The organism is Enterobacter sp. BNK-13 (assembly GCF_048685015.1).
Classification (GTDB): domain Bacteria; phylum Pseudomonadota; class Gammaproteobacteria; order Enterobacterales; family Enterobacteriaceae; genus Enterobacter; species Enterobacter quasiroggenkampii.
Genome location: NZ_JBLQTP010000001.1, coordinates 3,536,241 through 3,552,648 on the forward strand (window position 1 = coordinate 3,536,241; position 16,408 = coordinate 3,552,648).

Annotated in this window: 7 protein-coding genes; 6 read left to right on the top strand and 1 reads right to left on the bottom strand. The window is 52.5% G+C overall.

The window, feature by feature from the left end:
• Positions 1-3: 3 nt before the first annotated feature.
• A complete protein-coding gene (gene speB, locus ACMGGQ_RS17005) occupies positions 4-924 on the bottom strand; it encodes an agmatinase (RefSeq protein ID WP_008499737.1) in 921 nt (306 codons plus the stop codon).
• Between the two features lie 448 nt (positions 925-1,372).
• Between speB and ACMGGQ_RS17010 the strand changes: the two genes are divergently transcribed.
• From ACMGGQ_RS17010 to ACMGGQ_RS17035, 6 genes are all read left to right on the top strand, one after another.
• A complete protein-coding gene (locus tag ACMGGQ_RS17010) occupies positions 1,373-1,933 on the top strand; it encodes a fimbrial protein (RefSeq protein WP_045909925.1) in 561 nt (186 codons plus the stop codon).
• A gap of 63 nt (positions 1,934-1,996) precedes the next feature.
• Entirely contained in the window at positions 1,997-2,731 is a 735-nt protein-coding gene (locus ACMGGQ_RS17015; RefSeq protein ID WP_196365315.1) for a molecular chaperone, read from the top strand.
• A 32-nt stretch (positions 2,732-2,763) separates the two neighbouring features.
• Positions 2,764-5,346: a fimbria/pilus outer membrane usher protein gene (locus ACMGGQ_RS17020; RefSeq protein WP_420290314.1), complete on the top strand. Its 2,583-nt coding sequence runs from the start codon at positions 2,764-2,766 to the stop codon at positions 5,344-5,346.
• Positions 5,347-5,352: 6 nt separating this feature from the next.
• Positions 5,353-6,363: a fimbrial protein gene (locus ACMGGQ_RS17025; RefSeq protein ID WP_048029094.1), complete on the top strand. Its 1,011-nt coding sequence runs from the start codon at positions 5,353-5,355 to the stop codon at positions 6,361-6,363.
• A 17-nt stretch (positions 6,364-6,380) separates the two neighbouring features.
• Positions 6,381-8,114: a ShlB/FhaC/HecB family hemolysin secretion/activation protein gene (locus ACMGGQ_RS17030; protein ID WP_420290315.1), complete on the top strand. Its 1,734-nt coding sequence runs from the start codon at positions 6,381-6,383 to the stop codon at positions 8,112-8,114.
• 14 nt (positions 8,115-8,128) lie between these two features.
• On the top strand, positions 8,129-16,366 hold the full coding sequence (locus ACMGGQ_RS17035; protein ID WP_420290316.1) for a hemagglutinin repeat-containing protein: 8,238 nt from the start codon (positions 8,129-8,131) through the stop codon (positions 16,364-16,366).
• Positions 16,367-16,408 lie beyond the last annotated feature (42 nt).

Consider the following 16,408-nt stretch of genomic DNA (forward strand, 5'->3'; position numbering starts at 1 on the left):
GGCTTATTCGCCTTTTTTGGCTGCCTGGATGTAGAGCATTTCCAGTGCCAGGGTCGCTGCGGCCAGCGCAGTGATCTCGGACTGGTCATACGCAGGCGCCACTTCCACCACGTCCATCCCGACAATGTTGAGATCCTTCAGGCCGCGCACCAGCTTGATGGCGCGGTCTGAGGTCAGGCCGCCGATTACCGGGGTACCGGTACCCGGTGCAAATGCCGGATCGAGGCAGTCGATGTCGAAGGTCAGATACACGGGCATATCACCCACGATCTGCTTCACCTGCGCGAGGATGTCATCCACGCCGCGGTCGTTAACCTGACCCGCATCCAGCACGGTGAAGCCGTTATCTTTGTCGAACTCAGTGCGAATACCGATCTGCACGGAATGATTCGGGTCGATCAGACCTTCGTTCGGCGCAGTAAAGAACATGGTGCCGTGGTCAAACTCACAGCCGTTGGCGTAGGTGTCGGTATGCGCATCAAAGTGTACCAGCGCCATTTTACCGAAGTGCTTCGCGTGGGCGCGCAGCAGCGGCAGGGTCACGAAGTGGTCGCCGCCGAAGGAGAGCATGCGCTTACCGGCAGCCAGCAACTTCTCGGCGTGGGCCTGCAGCTTTTCGCTCATCTCACGCGCATCACCAAAGGCATACACCAGGTCACCGCAGTCCACCACGTTCAGGCGCTCGCGCATGTCGAAGTTCCACGGGAAACGGTTGTGCTCCCAGGCCAGGTTAGTGGAAACCTGACGGATCGCTGCCGGGCCATGACGCCCACCCGCACGGCCTGACGTTGCCATGTCGAACGGCACGCCAGTGATCACCCAGTCCGCGTCACTGTCGTACGGCTGGAAGTTCATCGGAAGGCGTAAAAAACCAAACGCGTTAGATACCAGAGAGTTATCGTACTGATGACCTAAAGTGCTCATGTCCTGTCCTCGTATCATAGATAGACGATCGTTGCTAAAGGTGAAAAAAAATCCCTTCCGCGTCGTTAAGCCCGACGAGGAAGGGATCTTTTCATATCGTAATGCTGTATGGCGCTAAGAATAGCGCCTGACTCCATTAAATTCAAGCGACTCATAAATACAAATTATATAGCCAACCCTTACCATTCATCGAATAAAACAATAGCCATAAAAATATTATAATCTTTACATTCTTAATATTTCCCCAATGAATATTTAAATGCTCCCATTACGGGCTCACCCTTTATAATTCAAGAGTAAAGCCTTTCCATAACACATTCATACATACATAAACAGCATGAGATAGTCCGAATTCGGATTTTATTTAGTTATAGCGTGTAGTTTTCTCTTTTTTTACTCCCTACAATCCCGCCGCTTTATTAAAATTTATTTCTAAATGGAATTACTTATGAACAAATATTTAAAAATTGGTCTTTTTACCATTCTGGCGGGAGCGGGTTCTGCAGCAGCGGCAGAAGATGGCACGATTACCTTTGACGGTACTATCAGTGACGCAACCTGTGCTATTACAGGCGGTGATGCACAGGGTGAATCTACCTCTCCTGATTTCACCGTGCATCTGCCAAGCGTCAGCACCACCGCGCTGGCAACAGCTGGTCAACGCGCGGGTGACACGCCATTCTTCATTAAACTGAGCGGTGCAAATTGCACCAACAACAAAGTCGCCAGCGTCTTCTTCGAACTGGCACAGAGCACCAATATCAACGCCACCACCGGTAACCTAAGAAACACCGTCACGACGGGCGGTGCCGATAAAGTTGAAATCGGCCTGTTAGATTCCAGCAAAGCGGTTATGAACCTAAACACCGCAAACAACAGCCCGAAAACAGCGACCATTACAGGTAATACCGCTCGCTTCGACTACTGGGCGCAATACGTTGCCACCGGCGGTGCGGCGACGGCCGGTAAAGTCACCACTGACGTCGTTTATTCCATTAAGTACCAGTAATACCTCTAAGCAGTGGGATTTATCCCACTGCTTTCCCTGCCACATTTAGGAACGTTGAGCCTGATGGTCAGTAATATTTTCAAAGTGATGTTAATGGTGACATTGACGTGGTTCCCCTGCGCCAACGCCACTATACAAATTTTAACGACTCGCGTGGCATTCAATGCAAACGAGAGTGAACAAACCGTTCGCGTGAATAACCTCAGCAAAAACCCGGAGCTGGTGCAGGTATGGCTTTCCAGCACCGATAAAACCGATGGAACAGAGAAGGAAAACCTTCCGTTCTTTATCAACCCTCCCGCTGCGCGCGTTAACGGTCAAAAAGGGAAAGTTTTCCGTATCTTCCAGACAGCGGAAGCCGCAGGAAAATACCCGAAAGATCGCGAAACACTGCTCTGGCTAAACGTGCTGGATATTCCACCAGAACTGCCTGAAGAGGCGGATCAGAACCAGATAAAAATGGCGTTCCGCACAATGATCAAATTTTTCTATCGCCCAGCGGGCCTGAAGGGCAATCCCATGCAGGCGGGCGACGATCTGAAGTGGGAATTGCGTAAAGCGGCAAAAGGCTACGACGTGGTGGGAACCAATAACTCACCTTTCCACGTGAGCATGACCAGCGTCTGGCTGACGAATGCCGACAATAAAGACATCGAGATCCCGGGTGACATGATTGTCCCTTATGGAACGCTGGTTTATCACTTTCCGCAGGTCAGCGCAGTGAGCGGACGCGGCATATTTAAATACAACTATATCACTGATTTAGGCGCATATATTAAGCGCACTTATAACTTTTAATATTTTATACGTTCTACCTTTGGGAAGGTTAAATGTCCGCACGCCATAATAAATACAGGCTTCTCAAAAAAGCGAAAAGTACCCTTGGCCAGATCATTATTCTGGCATTGTGCGTTTCAGGCCAGGCTAACGCCGAAGCAGAGAAAAAAGCGGTCAACTTTTCTCGCGGCTTTATGAATTTCTATAACAGTGGGTTAGACCTTAGCCAGTTCGACGGGGTAGATAAAATCCAGCCCGGAGATTACAAACTGGAAGTATTTAGTAACCTGCGGAAATTAGGCACCTGGCCCATTTCATTTATTCCGGCAAAAAATAAGCAGGGCGTAAATGCCTGCATGACGCCGGAAATGATTATCCGCTTTGACGTCGACACCCGCAAACTGCCGGAAAACTGGAAGACGGGCCGCTGCCTGATCCTTGAAACGCTTGTGCCCGGCGCAACCGTGACCTACAACCAGGATGATGAGCGTCTGGACGTCACCGTCCCGCAGGCGATGCTGCTTAATACGCCGGAGGGATACATCAGCCCTGAGTTATGGGACGATGGTGAACCTACCCTCATGGCCTCCTATGCGCTGAGTGGTTCAAGCACGCGCAACCGTGAGTTGGGCGAAACCAGCAACTATCTCTTTGGTAACCTGCAAACGACGATGACCCTCGGGGCGTGGCGTTTTGTGACCTATGACACCCTGAACCTCGGCAACGATATTGACGATGAGGGGGTCGATCATCTGCAGGCATTTGCCAGCCGGGGGATTGCAGCATTGCAGTCTGAAGTGGTGCTGGGCGATCTCAACACCAGCGGGGAGATGTTTGATACAACGGCCATTCGCGGCGCAAGGCTTGCCACCGACGATCGCATGCTGCCGGACTCCGTGCGCTACTACGCGCCTGTTGTACGGGGTTTTGCCAACAGCAACGCCACGGTCACCATTAAGCAGTCCGGCAGCACCCTCTACGAAAAAGTGGTGCCGCCGGGTGAGTTTGCCATCAGCGATCTCTATGCAACAGGCTACAACGGCGATCTGGAGGTCACCGTCAAAGAGACGGATGGCACCATCAACACCTTTACGGTCCCCTACTCCAGCGTTCCGCAGCTGCTGCGCGAAGGTTACTTCCGCTATTCGCTCTCGTCGGGGGAAATGCGTAATACGTATCTTGCCGATGCGCCATGGATGACCGAGGGCACGCTTCAGTACGGTCTGCTGAATAATCTGACGGGGTACGTGGGTGCGCAAACCGCGTTTGATGGCGATTACAACGCCCTGCTGGGTGGTGTGGCCATCAATACCCCGCTCGGGGCATTAGGTCTGGACGTTACCCGCTCTTATACGAACTTTAATACAGGTATGGGGAGCGATGACTGCGGTTCACTGTGTGACATGTCCCTGCGAATCAGTCTTGCTAAAAACCTTTCAGAAACCGGTACAAACTTCAGCCTGGTAGGTTACCGCTACTCCAGTAAAGATTACTACTCGCTGGCGGATGCCGTCAGCGTGAAGCAGGCGCTGGAGCACGGTAACGACCGATATTTACCCGAGCGCTACCGTGAACGCCTGGAAGCAAACATCAACCAGATGCTGCCTGCCGGCTGGGGAAGTTTTTACGTCAGTGGTTTCATCGGCAACGTCTGGAACGATGAACTGGGCCGCACGGAAAAATCCAACTACGCGCTGGGATACAACAACCGGTTTGGCACGTCGACCTGGGGTATTTCACTTGGCCGAACCAATAATGAAGACGGTGGTCATGACGATACGATCTACCTGAGCGTATCCATGCCGCTTGGCCATCGTTATGAGAAACAGGCCCGCCTGGGGGCGAACTTTAGCTACAACAGCGATGAGGCCACCATCCGCACCTCGCTCAGCGGCTCGGCTGGCGAGCGCTCACAGTATGGCTTCAGCGGCTACTTCAGCGAGTCCAGCAGGCCGGAAACCAACTTCGGTACCAACCTTTCTTACGTGGGCGATAGCGCTTCCGGCGGCGTCGCGTTCAGCCAGTCCCTCCACAGCTTCATGGGCGGTCTGAATATGAACGGTGGCGTGGTTGTGCACCGTGGCGGCATCAATTTGACCCCAACGTTAGGCGACACCATTGGCGTAATCGAGGCCAAAGGCGCTGAAGGGGCAAGAGTTTACCCTGATTCAAATGCGGTCATTAAAGATAACGGCTATGGCATTGTCGGCTATCTGACGCCTTACCGATACAACGATGTCTTCATTGATCCAAAAGGTACATCAATGAGCGTCGACGTCGAGGATACGCGTAAGAGCATTGTGCCCACCGCGGGTGCCGCCGTGCATATCAAAATGGAAACGCAGCAGAAGCAACAGACCTTTGTGCGCTTCACACATGCCTCCGGGCAGAAGATACCCTTCGGCGCATCCATTTCCGACGGTAGCGACGCCACGCTCGGTATGGTCGGCCAGGGTGGCCTGGCAATGTTGACTTTGCCTGAATCTGGCAAGCCGATCGTTATTAAATGGAAAAGCAATAAGGTGATGAATACGTGCTCAGCAGAGGTCAATCACCTTTCTGATAACAGAAAAAACCGCAATATGAATAAAGCCACCTCCTTTGATGCAATAGATATTATCTGCAAAGGCCTTTAAGAGAAAATGAATAAATACATTACAACTCTGCTTTATCTCCTTATATTATCACTGTTATGGATATTTAGCCTTGAAGTAAAAGCCTCAGCGTGCAGAATCGACGGTGTGGAAAAGGTGTTAAATATCACAGACAACATTACGCTGAACCCTGCGGATAAAGGCTCCGCAGGAACGGTATTATGGTCTAAAACCTATACCGCACCTAACATCAAATATAGCTGTGATGAATCAACGCAAACGCAGTGGCACACTGCATACAGCCGAAATTATCTCTCTTCCTCGATAGATAAAGTCTATGCAACCGAAATTCCGGGCATTGGTATTCGGATGAAATGGCCAGCCAATACCGGAAACGCCTGGGTACCGGGTAACTCCGGCTCTCCTGTGACCTGTAGTCCGAGCTGTTCAATCGATAACAGCACGGTGCTACTGGAGTTTGTTCAGACCGGCACCATTAATCAGGGTGAAACCGAGATCCCTGCCGGTGAAATGGTTAACGTAAAAGTCAAACCTTTGCTCACGCCAGAGGATGAGCTTCGTATTCTTACTATCAATTTATCAGTACCGATTAAAGTGAATACGCGTTCATGCTCCATTTATCCCTCGTCGACAAACGTCAATTTAGGGACCTACAGTATTGCCTCATTCCAGAACACACCAAATTACCAGGGCGATAAAAAAGACTTTTCTATTACCATCACGTGCCCGGAAGCGGAACAAGTTGGCTTAACTATCTCTTCTATGCTCAGGACAAAATTCGCAGAATCGAGCGGTATTCTGGGGGTGGAGACCGGCGAAGGCTACGCCCAAAACTTCGCGATTATGGTTTACGAAAAATCGAGCACGTATGTTTCAACGCCCCTTATTCTTGAGAAACTCATTGTTTTCCCGGTTTCATCCCGAGTAACGAAAAACTATCAGGCTCAGATTTACGTTCCTACAGAAGTTAATCGCGCAAATTCATTAAGTGCTGGCAGGGTGGTCGGCGCAATTCAATACACCATGGCTATACAATAATTTTCAAGGAGAGATTCGTGCTTCAGCGTTTTTCAAAATATGCGCTTTTATTAGTGCCGCTCATTCCTGCGGCTCACGCTACGGCGGCACTTCCCGGCCAGCAAAATAAACAGGAACTGGATCGTCTCGAAAGACAAACCAGCCAGGCATTAATAGAAGAAGCCAAGCGGAACGAACGGTTAATCCAGCAACAAAAAAAATTGCGTGAAGCCGGAGAAGAAACCCTGACCAGCAGCGACTCAAGCTGGCGCTTTCAGATCAATCATATCGTTATTCTTGATGATGTCCTGTTTGACGGTTCGCCACTGCGTCAGGCGATTATCGATCGCTATGAAGGCAAAATGCTCGGCAGAACAGAAATATTTGAACTGGTTAAAGAGCTGACCGATTTTTATATTTCCCGCGGTTATGCCACAACGCTTATTGGTATTGAGCCAGGCAATATCAAAACGGGTACGCTCTCTCTACGGGTGCTGTGGGGGAAAATAAACAATCTTAAGGTTAACGGGCATGAACCGTCTCTCCGTGAACGCACGCGCCTGTTCACTGCCTACCCCTTTGCGAAAGACAAGATTCTGAACATGCAGGATATCGATCAGATGGTCGAAAACCTGCTGCGCGTTTATCCCAAAGACAATATTGATATTCAGCCGTCGATTGTAAACAGCTATTCCGATCTTAATCTGCTGCACAAGCCTGAGCTCCCCCTTTCCGTTGCCGCGGGCCTTAACAACTCTGGCATTAAGGCTGACGGCTGGCAGCAGTATTATGGCAGCGTAACCGCTAAAAACATCGCCGGTATCAATGATATTTTCAACGTTTATTATTCATGGAATAACCTGAAAAATAACCAGGATAATCAGGATTCGTGGTCAACGAGTTACAGCATCCCGCTGGGTTACTGGTCATTCGACGCGCTTTATTACAAATCCAGCTACGATAAAACCCTTGCCGGCAATAACGCCAGCTACGCGTCTGACGGAGATTCAGACCGCGCTTCACTGCGTATCAGCCGCATGCTGGGCCGTAACGCCACGGGTAAAACCAGCTGGTGGGCAAAAGTCGAAAGACGTAACAGCGACAACAGCATTGAAAACCACCGTATAGACGTCAGCTCTAAAACCTATACCGCGATGTCGTCAGGCGCAACGTGGGTCGGCGCCCTGATGAACGGCTGGTTCTATGGCGATGTGGGCGTGACAGCGGCGGTTCCCTGGTTCGGTTCTGCCTGGAAAAACGATGCCGATCTCAAAGGTTTTGACCTTGATTACGTCAAGTACAACGGCATTGCCAGCTGGACGCGTCCGCTTTTTCAGGCTGGCCGTCTGGGTGGCGTCTATGAACTCAACGCCGGGTTCCAGTACACCCCGCACGTCCTGGTCAGCGATGCCAAATTAACGCTGGGCGATGAATTCACCGTGCGCGGATTTAAGGACGATAGCCTGCTGGTTGATAGCGGCGGCTGGATCGCCAATACGCTGCAGTTTCCTTTTGATATTGGCATCGGCGGTATTTATCAGCTTATTCCCTATTTAGGTTATGACCTGGGCTTTGCCAAAGATAATTGCCCTAAAGGTGTCAACGTATGTGACAGCCAATTCATGATGGGTGGCTCGGTCGGAATTAAAGCTACCGGTAGCCATTTCTCAACATATGTCCTCGCGGGCTGGCCTATAAAAAAACCAGATTCACTGGAAGAGAATACCGTCGATAACACGGTCGTTTATTACAAGATGGAAGTAACTTTCTAATTTAAGGAATTTTTATGAGCAATAATAAAACTTCAAAAACGAAGCTAACCGCTGGGAATTTACATAAACACCTTTGTCCCCTTTTTATTTCGATAGCGGGTATCCTCGCCGCTAATGCCGAAGCCGCGACGGTGCCGGATGCCAGCCAGAGCAAAGGGCCAACCATGGGCCAGGCGGCTAACGGCACGCCAGTCGTGAATATCACCGATCCGAATGCGAAAGGTGTTTCACTGAATAAATTTGACCAGTTTAACGTTGATAAAAATGGTCTGATCTTTAACAACAGCATGCAGGATGGCGTGTCTAAGATCGGGGGCTATACGGTTAAAAACGCCCAGCTTGAGCATGAAGCAAAAGCCATTATCAGTGAAGTGACGGGTGCCCAGGCGTCCTATATTAACGGCACGATGGAAGTCTTTGGCAGAAAAGCGGACGTGATCGTTGCCAACGAAAACGGCATTAGCGTTAACGGCGCCACCACCATTAATGCCAACAGCCTGACGCTGAGTACCGGTAAGGTACAGATGAAAGAGGACGGCAATTATAAGCTTGCGGTTGAGAAAGGTAGCGTTTCTGTCACGGGACAAGGTATTTCTACCGAAGGGCTGACTTACTTCGACATCGTCAGCCGCAGCGCTCAACTGGAAGGTGAAATTGCGGGTCAGGCCGATATCAAGGTTGTTGCGGGCCAGAACGATTACGACCTCTCCAGCCGCGTGCATAGCGTTCGCAATGCGGGTGACGGACACGCACCGGATGTCGCGATTGATGGTCGGGCAATGGGGTCGATGTACGGCGGTAAAATTCAGCTTATCAGTACCGAGTCCGGCGCGGGCGTCCGTCACCAGGGCAGTATCATAGCCACGGATGATATTGAGATCAGCGCTAACGGCGACGTGACGCTGACGGGCATACGCAGCGACAAAAACGTCACCGTCAGCGGCAACAATATTGCCCTTAATAAAAACAGCAGCGGCGCCGGGAGCACCGAAGCGCAGAATAATATTATCCTGCATGCCCTCTCCGGCCTGACGGTGAATAACGACCTGATCTCCCGTACCGGTACCATCCGCATTGATGCGTCTACCCTGCTGCAAAACACGGCGGCGATCCTCGCGCAAAACAGTGCGTCGACAGCGGTTCCCGCGATTCAGATTAATGTTGCCGGGCAGTACACCCTTTCCGGCAAACTCAAGGCGCTGGATGCTAACGGAGCCGTCATTTCCGGTGGCGTCGTTACGTTAAAAAATGGCGATTTTGTCGTCATTCAGAATGGCCAGCAGGTGCCATTCAGCACTCTCGTCTCCGACGCGGAGGTCGTCAGCAACAGTGGTGATATCAACATCACTGCGGGCAGCATGACCAACAATGAAGGCGTTATTCTCGCGAAGAAAGGAACGCTTCAGTTCAACCTCACCGGCGCGTTTGAAAACAAGGGTTCCGTCAGCGCCACAGGGGATATCCGGATTGCATCAGGTTCGATGAAGAACAATGGCATTCTCTATGCCAGCAACGCCCAGACGCTGTCTGTCGGTCATCTTGACAATGCAGGCCGCCTCTACGCGGATAAAAATCTGGTCATGACCGCCAGCGCCCTTAACAACAGTGGTCATATCGGTGCGGATAGCGGTGAGGTGCGCATTAACGTCAACGGTGATCTGTCAAACAGCGGTACCCTGAGCGGTAACGATGCGCTGATCTTTATTGATGCCGACGGTAATATCGTCAACGACGGCACCATTGCCAGCAACAAGCATGACGTGACGCTGACATCCGGCGGTGACACCCTCAGCAATACCGGACGTATTGCAGGGCGTAATGTCTCCGCCAGTACCCGTAAGTCCGGTGCAACCGTCAGTAACCGCGGCAGCGTCAGCGCGAGCGAGAAGTTGACCATCGCCACCGAGAATCTGGAAAACCAGGGCGGCACGCTGAGTGCGGGCACAGACATGCAGCTTGATGTCAAAAAAGCGCTGCTGAACAGTCAAAAAGGCAGCATTGTTGCCGGAAAGAATCTAACCCTAAATGGCGACGGCGCGCTGGCTGTAAACAATAACGATGCGCTGATCCAGGGTGAAAATGTCCATGCCAGCGGAATTTCCACCCTCGCAAACACGCATGACGCACTGATCGCGGCAAGAGAAAACCTCTCCGTTTCAGCAACATCGTTGCTTAACGACGCGTCAACGATTCAGGCCGGTAGCCTGACGCTCGATCGCGTTAGCGCCGTCGATAACCTGAACGCCGCCACGCTGTATGCCAGCAAGACGCTGCAACTGACCCATCTCAACACGCTCAATAACACCGGCAGCTTTGTGATTTCTGACGGCACGCTGTCACTGTCCGATGTGAACACCCTCAATAACACTGAAGGTGCAACCCTGTTCGGCGCAGAAAACACCACGCTGAGAAACGTAGGTACCCTGAATAACAGCGGCGCCTCGATGATTAAATCGGATGCCGCTCTCTCCATCGCGGGAGCAACCACGCTTAACAACAGCAGCGATGCGGTGATTGCCTCTGCTGGCGATCTGACTATCAGCGGCGTGAAAACGTTAAACAACCGCGCCGTGATGATCGGCAACGGGACCATTGCGATCGACGACGTTGACGACCTGAAAAACGAAGGTGTGGTTCAGGCGGGCCTGGATCTGATCATCCGCAACGTTAAAAACCTGACCAACAAAGGCGAAGATCATGTGTTGGTTGCGCTGCGTAATCTGACGATTGAAGACGTTGAGTCCCTCGTCAACAGCGACAGCGCGGTGATCTCCGCCAATATGAAAACGGTCCTGAACGCCATTGGCGTTGTGACAAACCGCACGGCGGGCATCATCCAGGCCGTTAATGGACCGCTGGAGATAGTTGCCGACACGCTGAGTAATCTCGGCAGTATCACCGCTGATGATGGACAGCAGTCAGTGTCCACTATCGTGGCGGGCGGCGACATCACGATTAACGCGCAAAACCTGGCCAACACCGAACAGGCGGTGATTGTGTCGACGCAAAGCGACTTGTCTCTTAACGTCGCTCACAATGTGATCAACTCTGACGCGGCAGTGATCTCTGGGGCAAATAACACCACCCTTAATGTGGCCGGAGGAACGATCACCAACGAAAGAAATGGTCTGATCGCCGGTAATAACGTCACGATCAACGCGTCGAAACTGAATAATCATGAATCTGGCGTAACGGTCGCCAGAAACGACATGAATCTCAACCTTGACACGCTAAATAACACCAGCGGCATCCTCGAAGCGGGTCATGATTTAACGCTCAGGGTGAAAGATTCCCTCACCCTGGATGACATGACCCGCAATATCCGCGCGGGTCATGATATGACGCTGAGCACCGAAGGCTCCCTGTTCAATAACACCATGATGGAAGTGATTGGCAACCTGACGCTGCAGGCAGACGGTAAATTTGTCAACAGCAAGTCTGTCGTGACGGGCGGGGATATGCACATCCATGCCGGTGGGATGACGAACAACAGTAACAGCCTGCTTTGGTCGCTGGGGCAGATGGATATTGATGTCCGCAATGGCACCTTTGTGAATGACTTTACGGGCAACATACTGAGCATGGGCGACATGTCGCTCATCGCGAAAAGCCTGATTAACTACGCCGGGATCATTCGTTCCGAGCAAAATATTAATATTGATGCAGCCTATCTGGAAAACCAAAGTACCTATACAGGCGGCACGATTTCGCAAACCCAAACGCAGGACGCAGTGGGCCAGTGGTCCGGTGTAGATAACGTGATGACGCAGGTCAGCATCACCACGGTGCTGCACATTCCGGTATTGAGCTCCGATATCGCCATGGACAAACTTGGCGAAATCAGCGCGGGCAAAGATATCAATATCAACCAGCGCGATATCTTCGCGGACAAAGAGATCAAAAATACCGGCGGCCTGATCCAGGCGGGACGTGATATCACCATTACCGGTAATCTTCTGAACTCGCCAAAATATACGTCGGAATCGATGTATGATTATCTGCACCTCACGCTCAATGAACCGATCGTGCTGACCGACTTCTGGAAGGTGGCATCGGAGCACTACACGACGCTGACCTTCAGCTCGCTGTATCAATACCTCGATTTCGTCTTTGGCGACGGCGAGCCCGAGACCAAAAGCGGCAGCGAGGATCCGAACAGAGATCGTAGCTATAAATCTCTGATCGACGCCGCAAATACCTCAACCCAGCTCAGCTATGTCATGAGCAAAGTGTTTGGCGAAACGTGGAACGCGCAGGAGTACGGTACCCTGAGCGCAGCATGGCACAGTCTCAACGACGGTGATGCCAGCACTAACTCACTGAAGAAGAATATGATCTACTTTGTGCCGTCTGAAAAAGGCGAAATCACGGCGGGTCGTAACTTCACGCACAATGGCGGCACCCTGGATAACGGACTGGCGAACGCGGGTACGATCAGAGAGAACGCCACTGTTCAGAATATCGACGTGGGTGACTACAGCGTAGATACGGTCATTGCGGGCTATGATGTTGCCGTCAATACCAAAACGCTGGAAGAGCTGGCCATGGGGATTAGCCCGCTGCCGACCATAAAGGATTTGGTCTCCCTGCCGGGGATGTTTGAAGTCACAGACGAATTCAAAAAAGCCTCCGCGGCGGCGAAAAACGGTACCGAATACAGCGGCCCGGCCAACCACATCATTCCGATTTTCGAAACGCGCCCGGAAATGATCGACCAGAGCAAGTACAGCGGCTCTGACTACTATTTCGACAAGGTGGATTACACCACCACCGAAACCGTTAACGTCATTGGGGATAACTACTTCATCTCCGAATTGATTCGTCGAGAGATCAGCCGCTCCGTGGGCAGCATGTTTGCGATACGAGACGGTCTCGAAGGCGATGCGCTGGTGCAGAATCTGATGGATAACGCCGGGATTGCGGCGAAAAACAGCGATCTGAATCTGGTGGTGGGCCAACCCCTGAGCGAAGAGCAGCGCAATGGGCTGACCCAGGATATCGTCTGGTTCGTGAGCCAGAACATCAAAGGGACGGAAGTGCTGGTACCGGTAGTCTACCTTTGCCCTGAAACCCTTCGCCAGCTGGCTTCCGGTGATATCAGCAATGGCACAGCGTCCATCGCTGCCGGGAATAGCCTGTCTGTTGATGCCACCGCCATCAACAACGTGAACGGTACCCTCTCCTCCCGGGGTGACGTTACGCTGGTGGCCGAGGGTGATATCAAAAATATCAGCAACGCGACGAATGCCGGCATCTCTGCGGGTAATAACGTCTCAATGACGTCGGAAAAGGGCAGCATTGCCTCTAACGGTGCGGCAGTGAACGCCGGTGGCGACATTGACATGAAGGCTGAACAAGGCGACATCACGCTGACCGCGTCTGTCGGCCACGGTGAAGACGGCAAGCAGATGATTCATGCGCACGATGACGGCGTCACCGCTGGCGGCAGTATCAATATGCAGGCGAAAACTATCACCTCCAACGCGGCGGATATTACGGCAGGCCAGGACATGACCATGAAGGCAAGCGAAGGTGACGTCACCTTCAACGACCTGCATCAGATTGATTCTACCCGTACCATCAATACCGAGATCACCGGTCTGTCCAGCTATACCACCACCGACACCAAAACGGTCAGCGGGGAAGCTATCGGCTCAACCATCAAGGCTGGCGGTAACGTTCAGATTGATGCCAGCAAGAATGTGGTCATGGAAGGCGGCAGCATTAACGCCAACGGCGGCGCCATCAATGCGGCAGAAAACGTTGAGATAAAAACCTCTGAAAACGTGTCCGTTCAGGAACAAACCACGCAGTCTCGCCAGTTTATTGCCGATGCCTCAATCAGCGGCGGCGGTAAATCCGTCTCAGTGTCCTACGGCAAAAACGAGGGCACCACAAAAAATACCACCTCTGGCGACTACTCCAGCGCGGGCGGTAGCTCTGAAACCTCCGCGGTTGGCGACAAACCGGGCCGCGCGCCGATCACCGATACGGCAGGTTTCAGGGTGGGTATGGAAGACACGACCGATACCGTGTCGACCCAGAGCAAGCAGAACACCAACGCGTCCATTAATTTTGCCGATTCCGGTTCCGTGAATGCAGGAAAAACGGCGGATATTGGCGGCGCTGACCTTTCAGCCGGCGATAAGCTCAGCATTAACGCGCAGGATGTCGCTAGCACCAAATACGAGGATGAAACCAAAACCGCCACCACACACAAAGACCGCTTTGTCGGTATTTCAGGTGAGGCCCACAGTGCCGTAGCTGACGCGATCGACAAAACCGGTAATCTGATTGATAAATCGCAGAAAGGTCAGTCAATTAACGGCGGAACCACGACGGCGGAAGTGCTGGGCGATGTGTCCAACATCCTGTTGAACGATCTTGCTGGCGCCTCCGTCACTTTCGGCGGTAATACGACGAAAACGAAAGAAACGAGCACCGCAACGGCGGAGAACATCACCAATATCAATGCTAAAAACGTCAGCATTAATTCGACCAACGATACCACGCTCAACGGCGTGAACGTGAACTCGCAGAAGACGGAGATCAATGCGGGTGGCGATGTGGACATCAACGCGGCGAAATCAACGACCTCTTACACCAGTGAAACCGACAAACACAAAGGCGGTATTACCGCAGGCGTAGGCGTGGATATTACCGGCATAAGCGGCGGCGTTTCGGTCGATTACAACGGCAGTACGGAGCACGGTTCCGGCAGCTCGACGTCGTACCAGAACAGTACCCTCACCGGCGAAAATGTGACGGTGAACGCGGGCGGTGATATGCACATGAAGGGCGCTAACATTGATGCTGCGAAGGCCGATGTGAATGTCGCGGGCGACATGACTGTCACCTCCGTACAGGATACCGAGCACACCGAAAGCAGCCGCGGTAACTGGGGCGCCTCGGTGGGCATATCGGGCACGTCGACAGGCGTTATCCCTAACGTATCCGTAAACGGGGGCGGAGGCTCCGAGAGTTACGATTCGGCTAAAACAGCGAAGCAGTCCGGTATCAATACCACGGGCGAACTGAATGTCAAAACCGGCGGCGACCTGAACATGACCGGGGCCAACCTGGTGTCTCAGGACGGTACGGGCTCGGTGAACGTTGCAGGCGATATCAATGCGAAAACGCTGGAAGACCACGTTGAGCAGGATGGTTTGTACGGCGGCGGCGGTATCGGCCTGAGCGTGAAGGACAAAAAGGCCGTCGTGCCGTCTGCGAACATCTACGTCGATACCGTGGATGAAATTCACTACAACGAAACGCAGAAATCCACCATCGCAGTGGGTGACACGACCAGCGCGGCGGTAAACGGTGAGCTCAACGCCGATAAAGAGGCAATGTCGACCGTGACGCGTGATGAGAAAGAAGCAGGAAATAACATCTCCTACACGCTCGCCGATCCGGGCATCCGCAAGAAGAAGAAAAACGGCGCTGATGCAGACAGCGATACGCCAGCGGTGCCGGATGACGGCCATACGGGCGGTGGCGGTTGTCCACACAAGTGTACGCCGACTAAGCCGGGCTCAGCGCAGCAGACCACGACAACGACGACGCGCACCACGTCCGATTCTCAGCACATGACGGTTGAGAAAACGACGGCGTCAACGACCTCCACGTCCGCCTCTTCGGTGGTGCATAAAGAGGCCGTCGCGTCTGAAACAGCACACAGTGAAGCCGTGCCGAAAGTCGTGCCGTCAGCGTCTCAGCCGTTGACGCCAAAAGCAAAACCAGAGGCCGCAACGGTTACGCCAGTGAAGAAATGGGCCGTACCGGAAACTCACTATCCGGTGCTTTCTCCGGGCTCCGCGACGGCTAAAACCGGTAAAGACATGCCGAAAACACCGGACCACAGGAAGTGGAATGGTGACATGACCAACGGCGTTGCGCCGTCCAGCAACACCAAAGGCGATGACGTCAAGCTCTCTCCGGGGGCGTCCACCGGCCAAACCGGGATGGATATGCCGAAAACGCCGGAGCACAAGCAGTGGAATGGCGACATGACCAACGGCGTTGCGCCGTCCAGCAACACCAAAGGCGATGACGTTAAGCTCTCTCCGGGATCGTCCACCGGCCAAACCGGGATGGATATGCCGAAAACGCCGGAACACAAGCAGTGGAACGGCGACATGAGCAAAAGTGCGATGAACGCGCGTCCCCAGTGGAAGGCGTTGCAAATCGATCGACCGATTAATATCTATGCCCCGGTGACCATCACCTTCACCGACCAGCAGTACAGCTAAAACAAAAGGGTCTGACTTTCGTCAGACCCTTTTTTTAACGCC

Excerpts from the sequence above, each read along its gene's own strand:
- ACMGGQ_RS17015 (WP_196365315.1), top strand. The coding sequence starts at position 1,997 with ATGGTCAGTAATATTTTCAAAGTGATGTTAATGGTGACATTGACGTGG.
- ACMGGQ_RS17035 (WP_420290316.1), top strand. The coding sequence starts at position 8,129 with ATGAGCAATAATAAAACTTCAAAAACGAAGCTAACCGCTGGGAATTTA.
- ACMGGQ_RS17020 (WP_420290314.1), top strand. The coding sequence starts at position 2,764 with ATGTCCGCACGCCATAATAAATACAGGCTTCTCAAAAAAGCGAAAAGT.
- speB (WP_008499737.1), bottom strand. The coding sequence starts at position 924 with ATGAGCACTTTAGGTCATCAGTACGATAACTCTCTGGTATCTAACGCG.
- ACMGGQ_RS17025 (WP_048029094.1), top strand. The coding sequence starts at position 5,353 with ATGAATAAATACATTACAACTCTGCTTTATCTCCTTATATTATCACTG.
- ACMGGQ_RS17010 (WP_045909925.1), top strand. The coding sequence starts at position 1,373 with ATGAACAAATATTTAAAAATTGGTCTTTTTACCATTCTGGCGGGAGCG.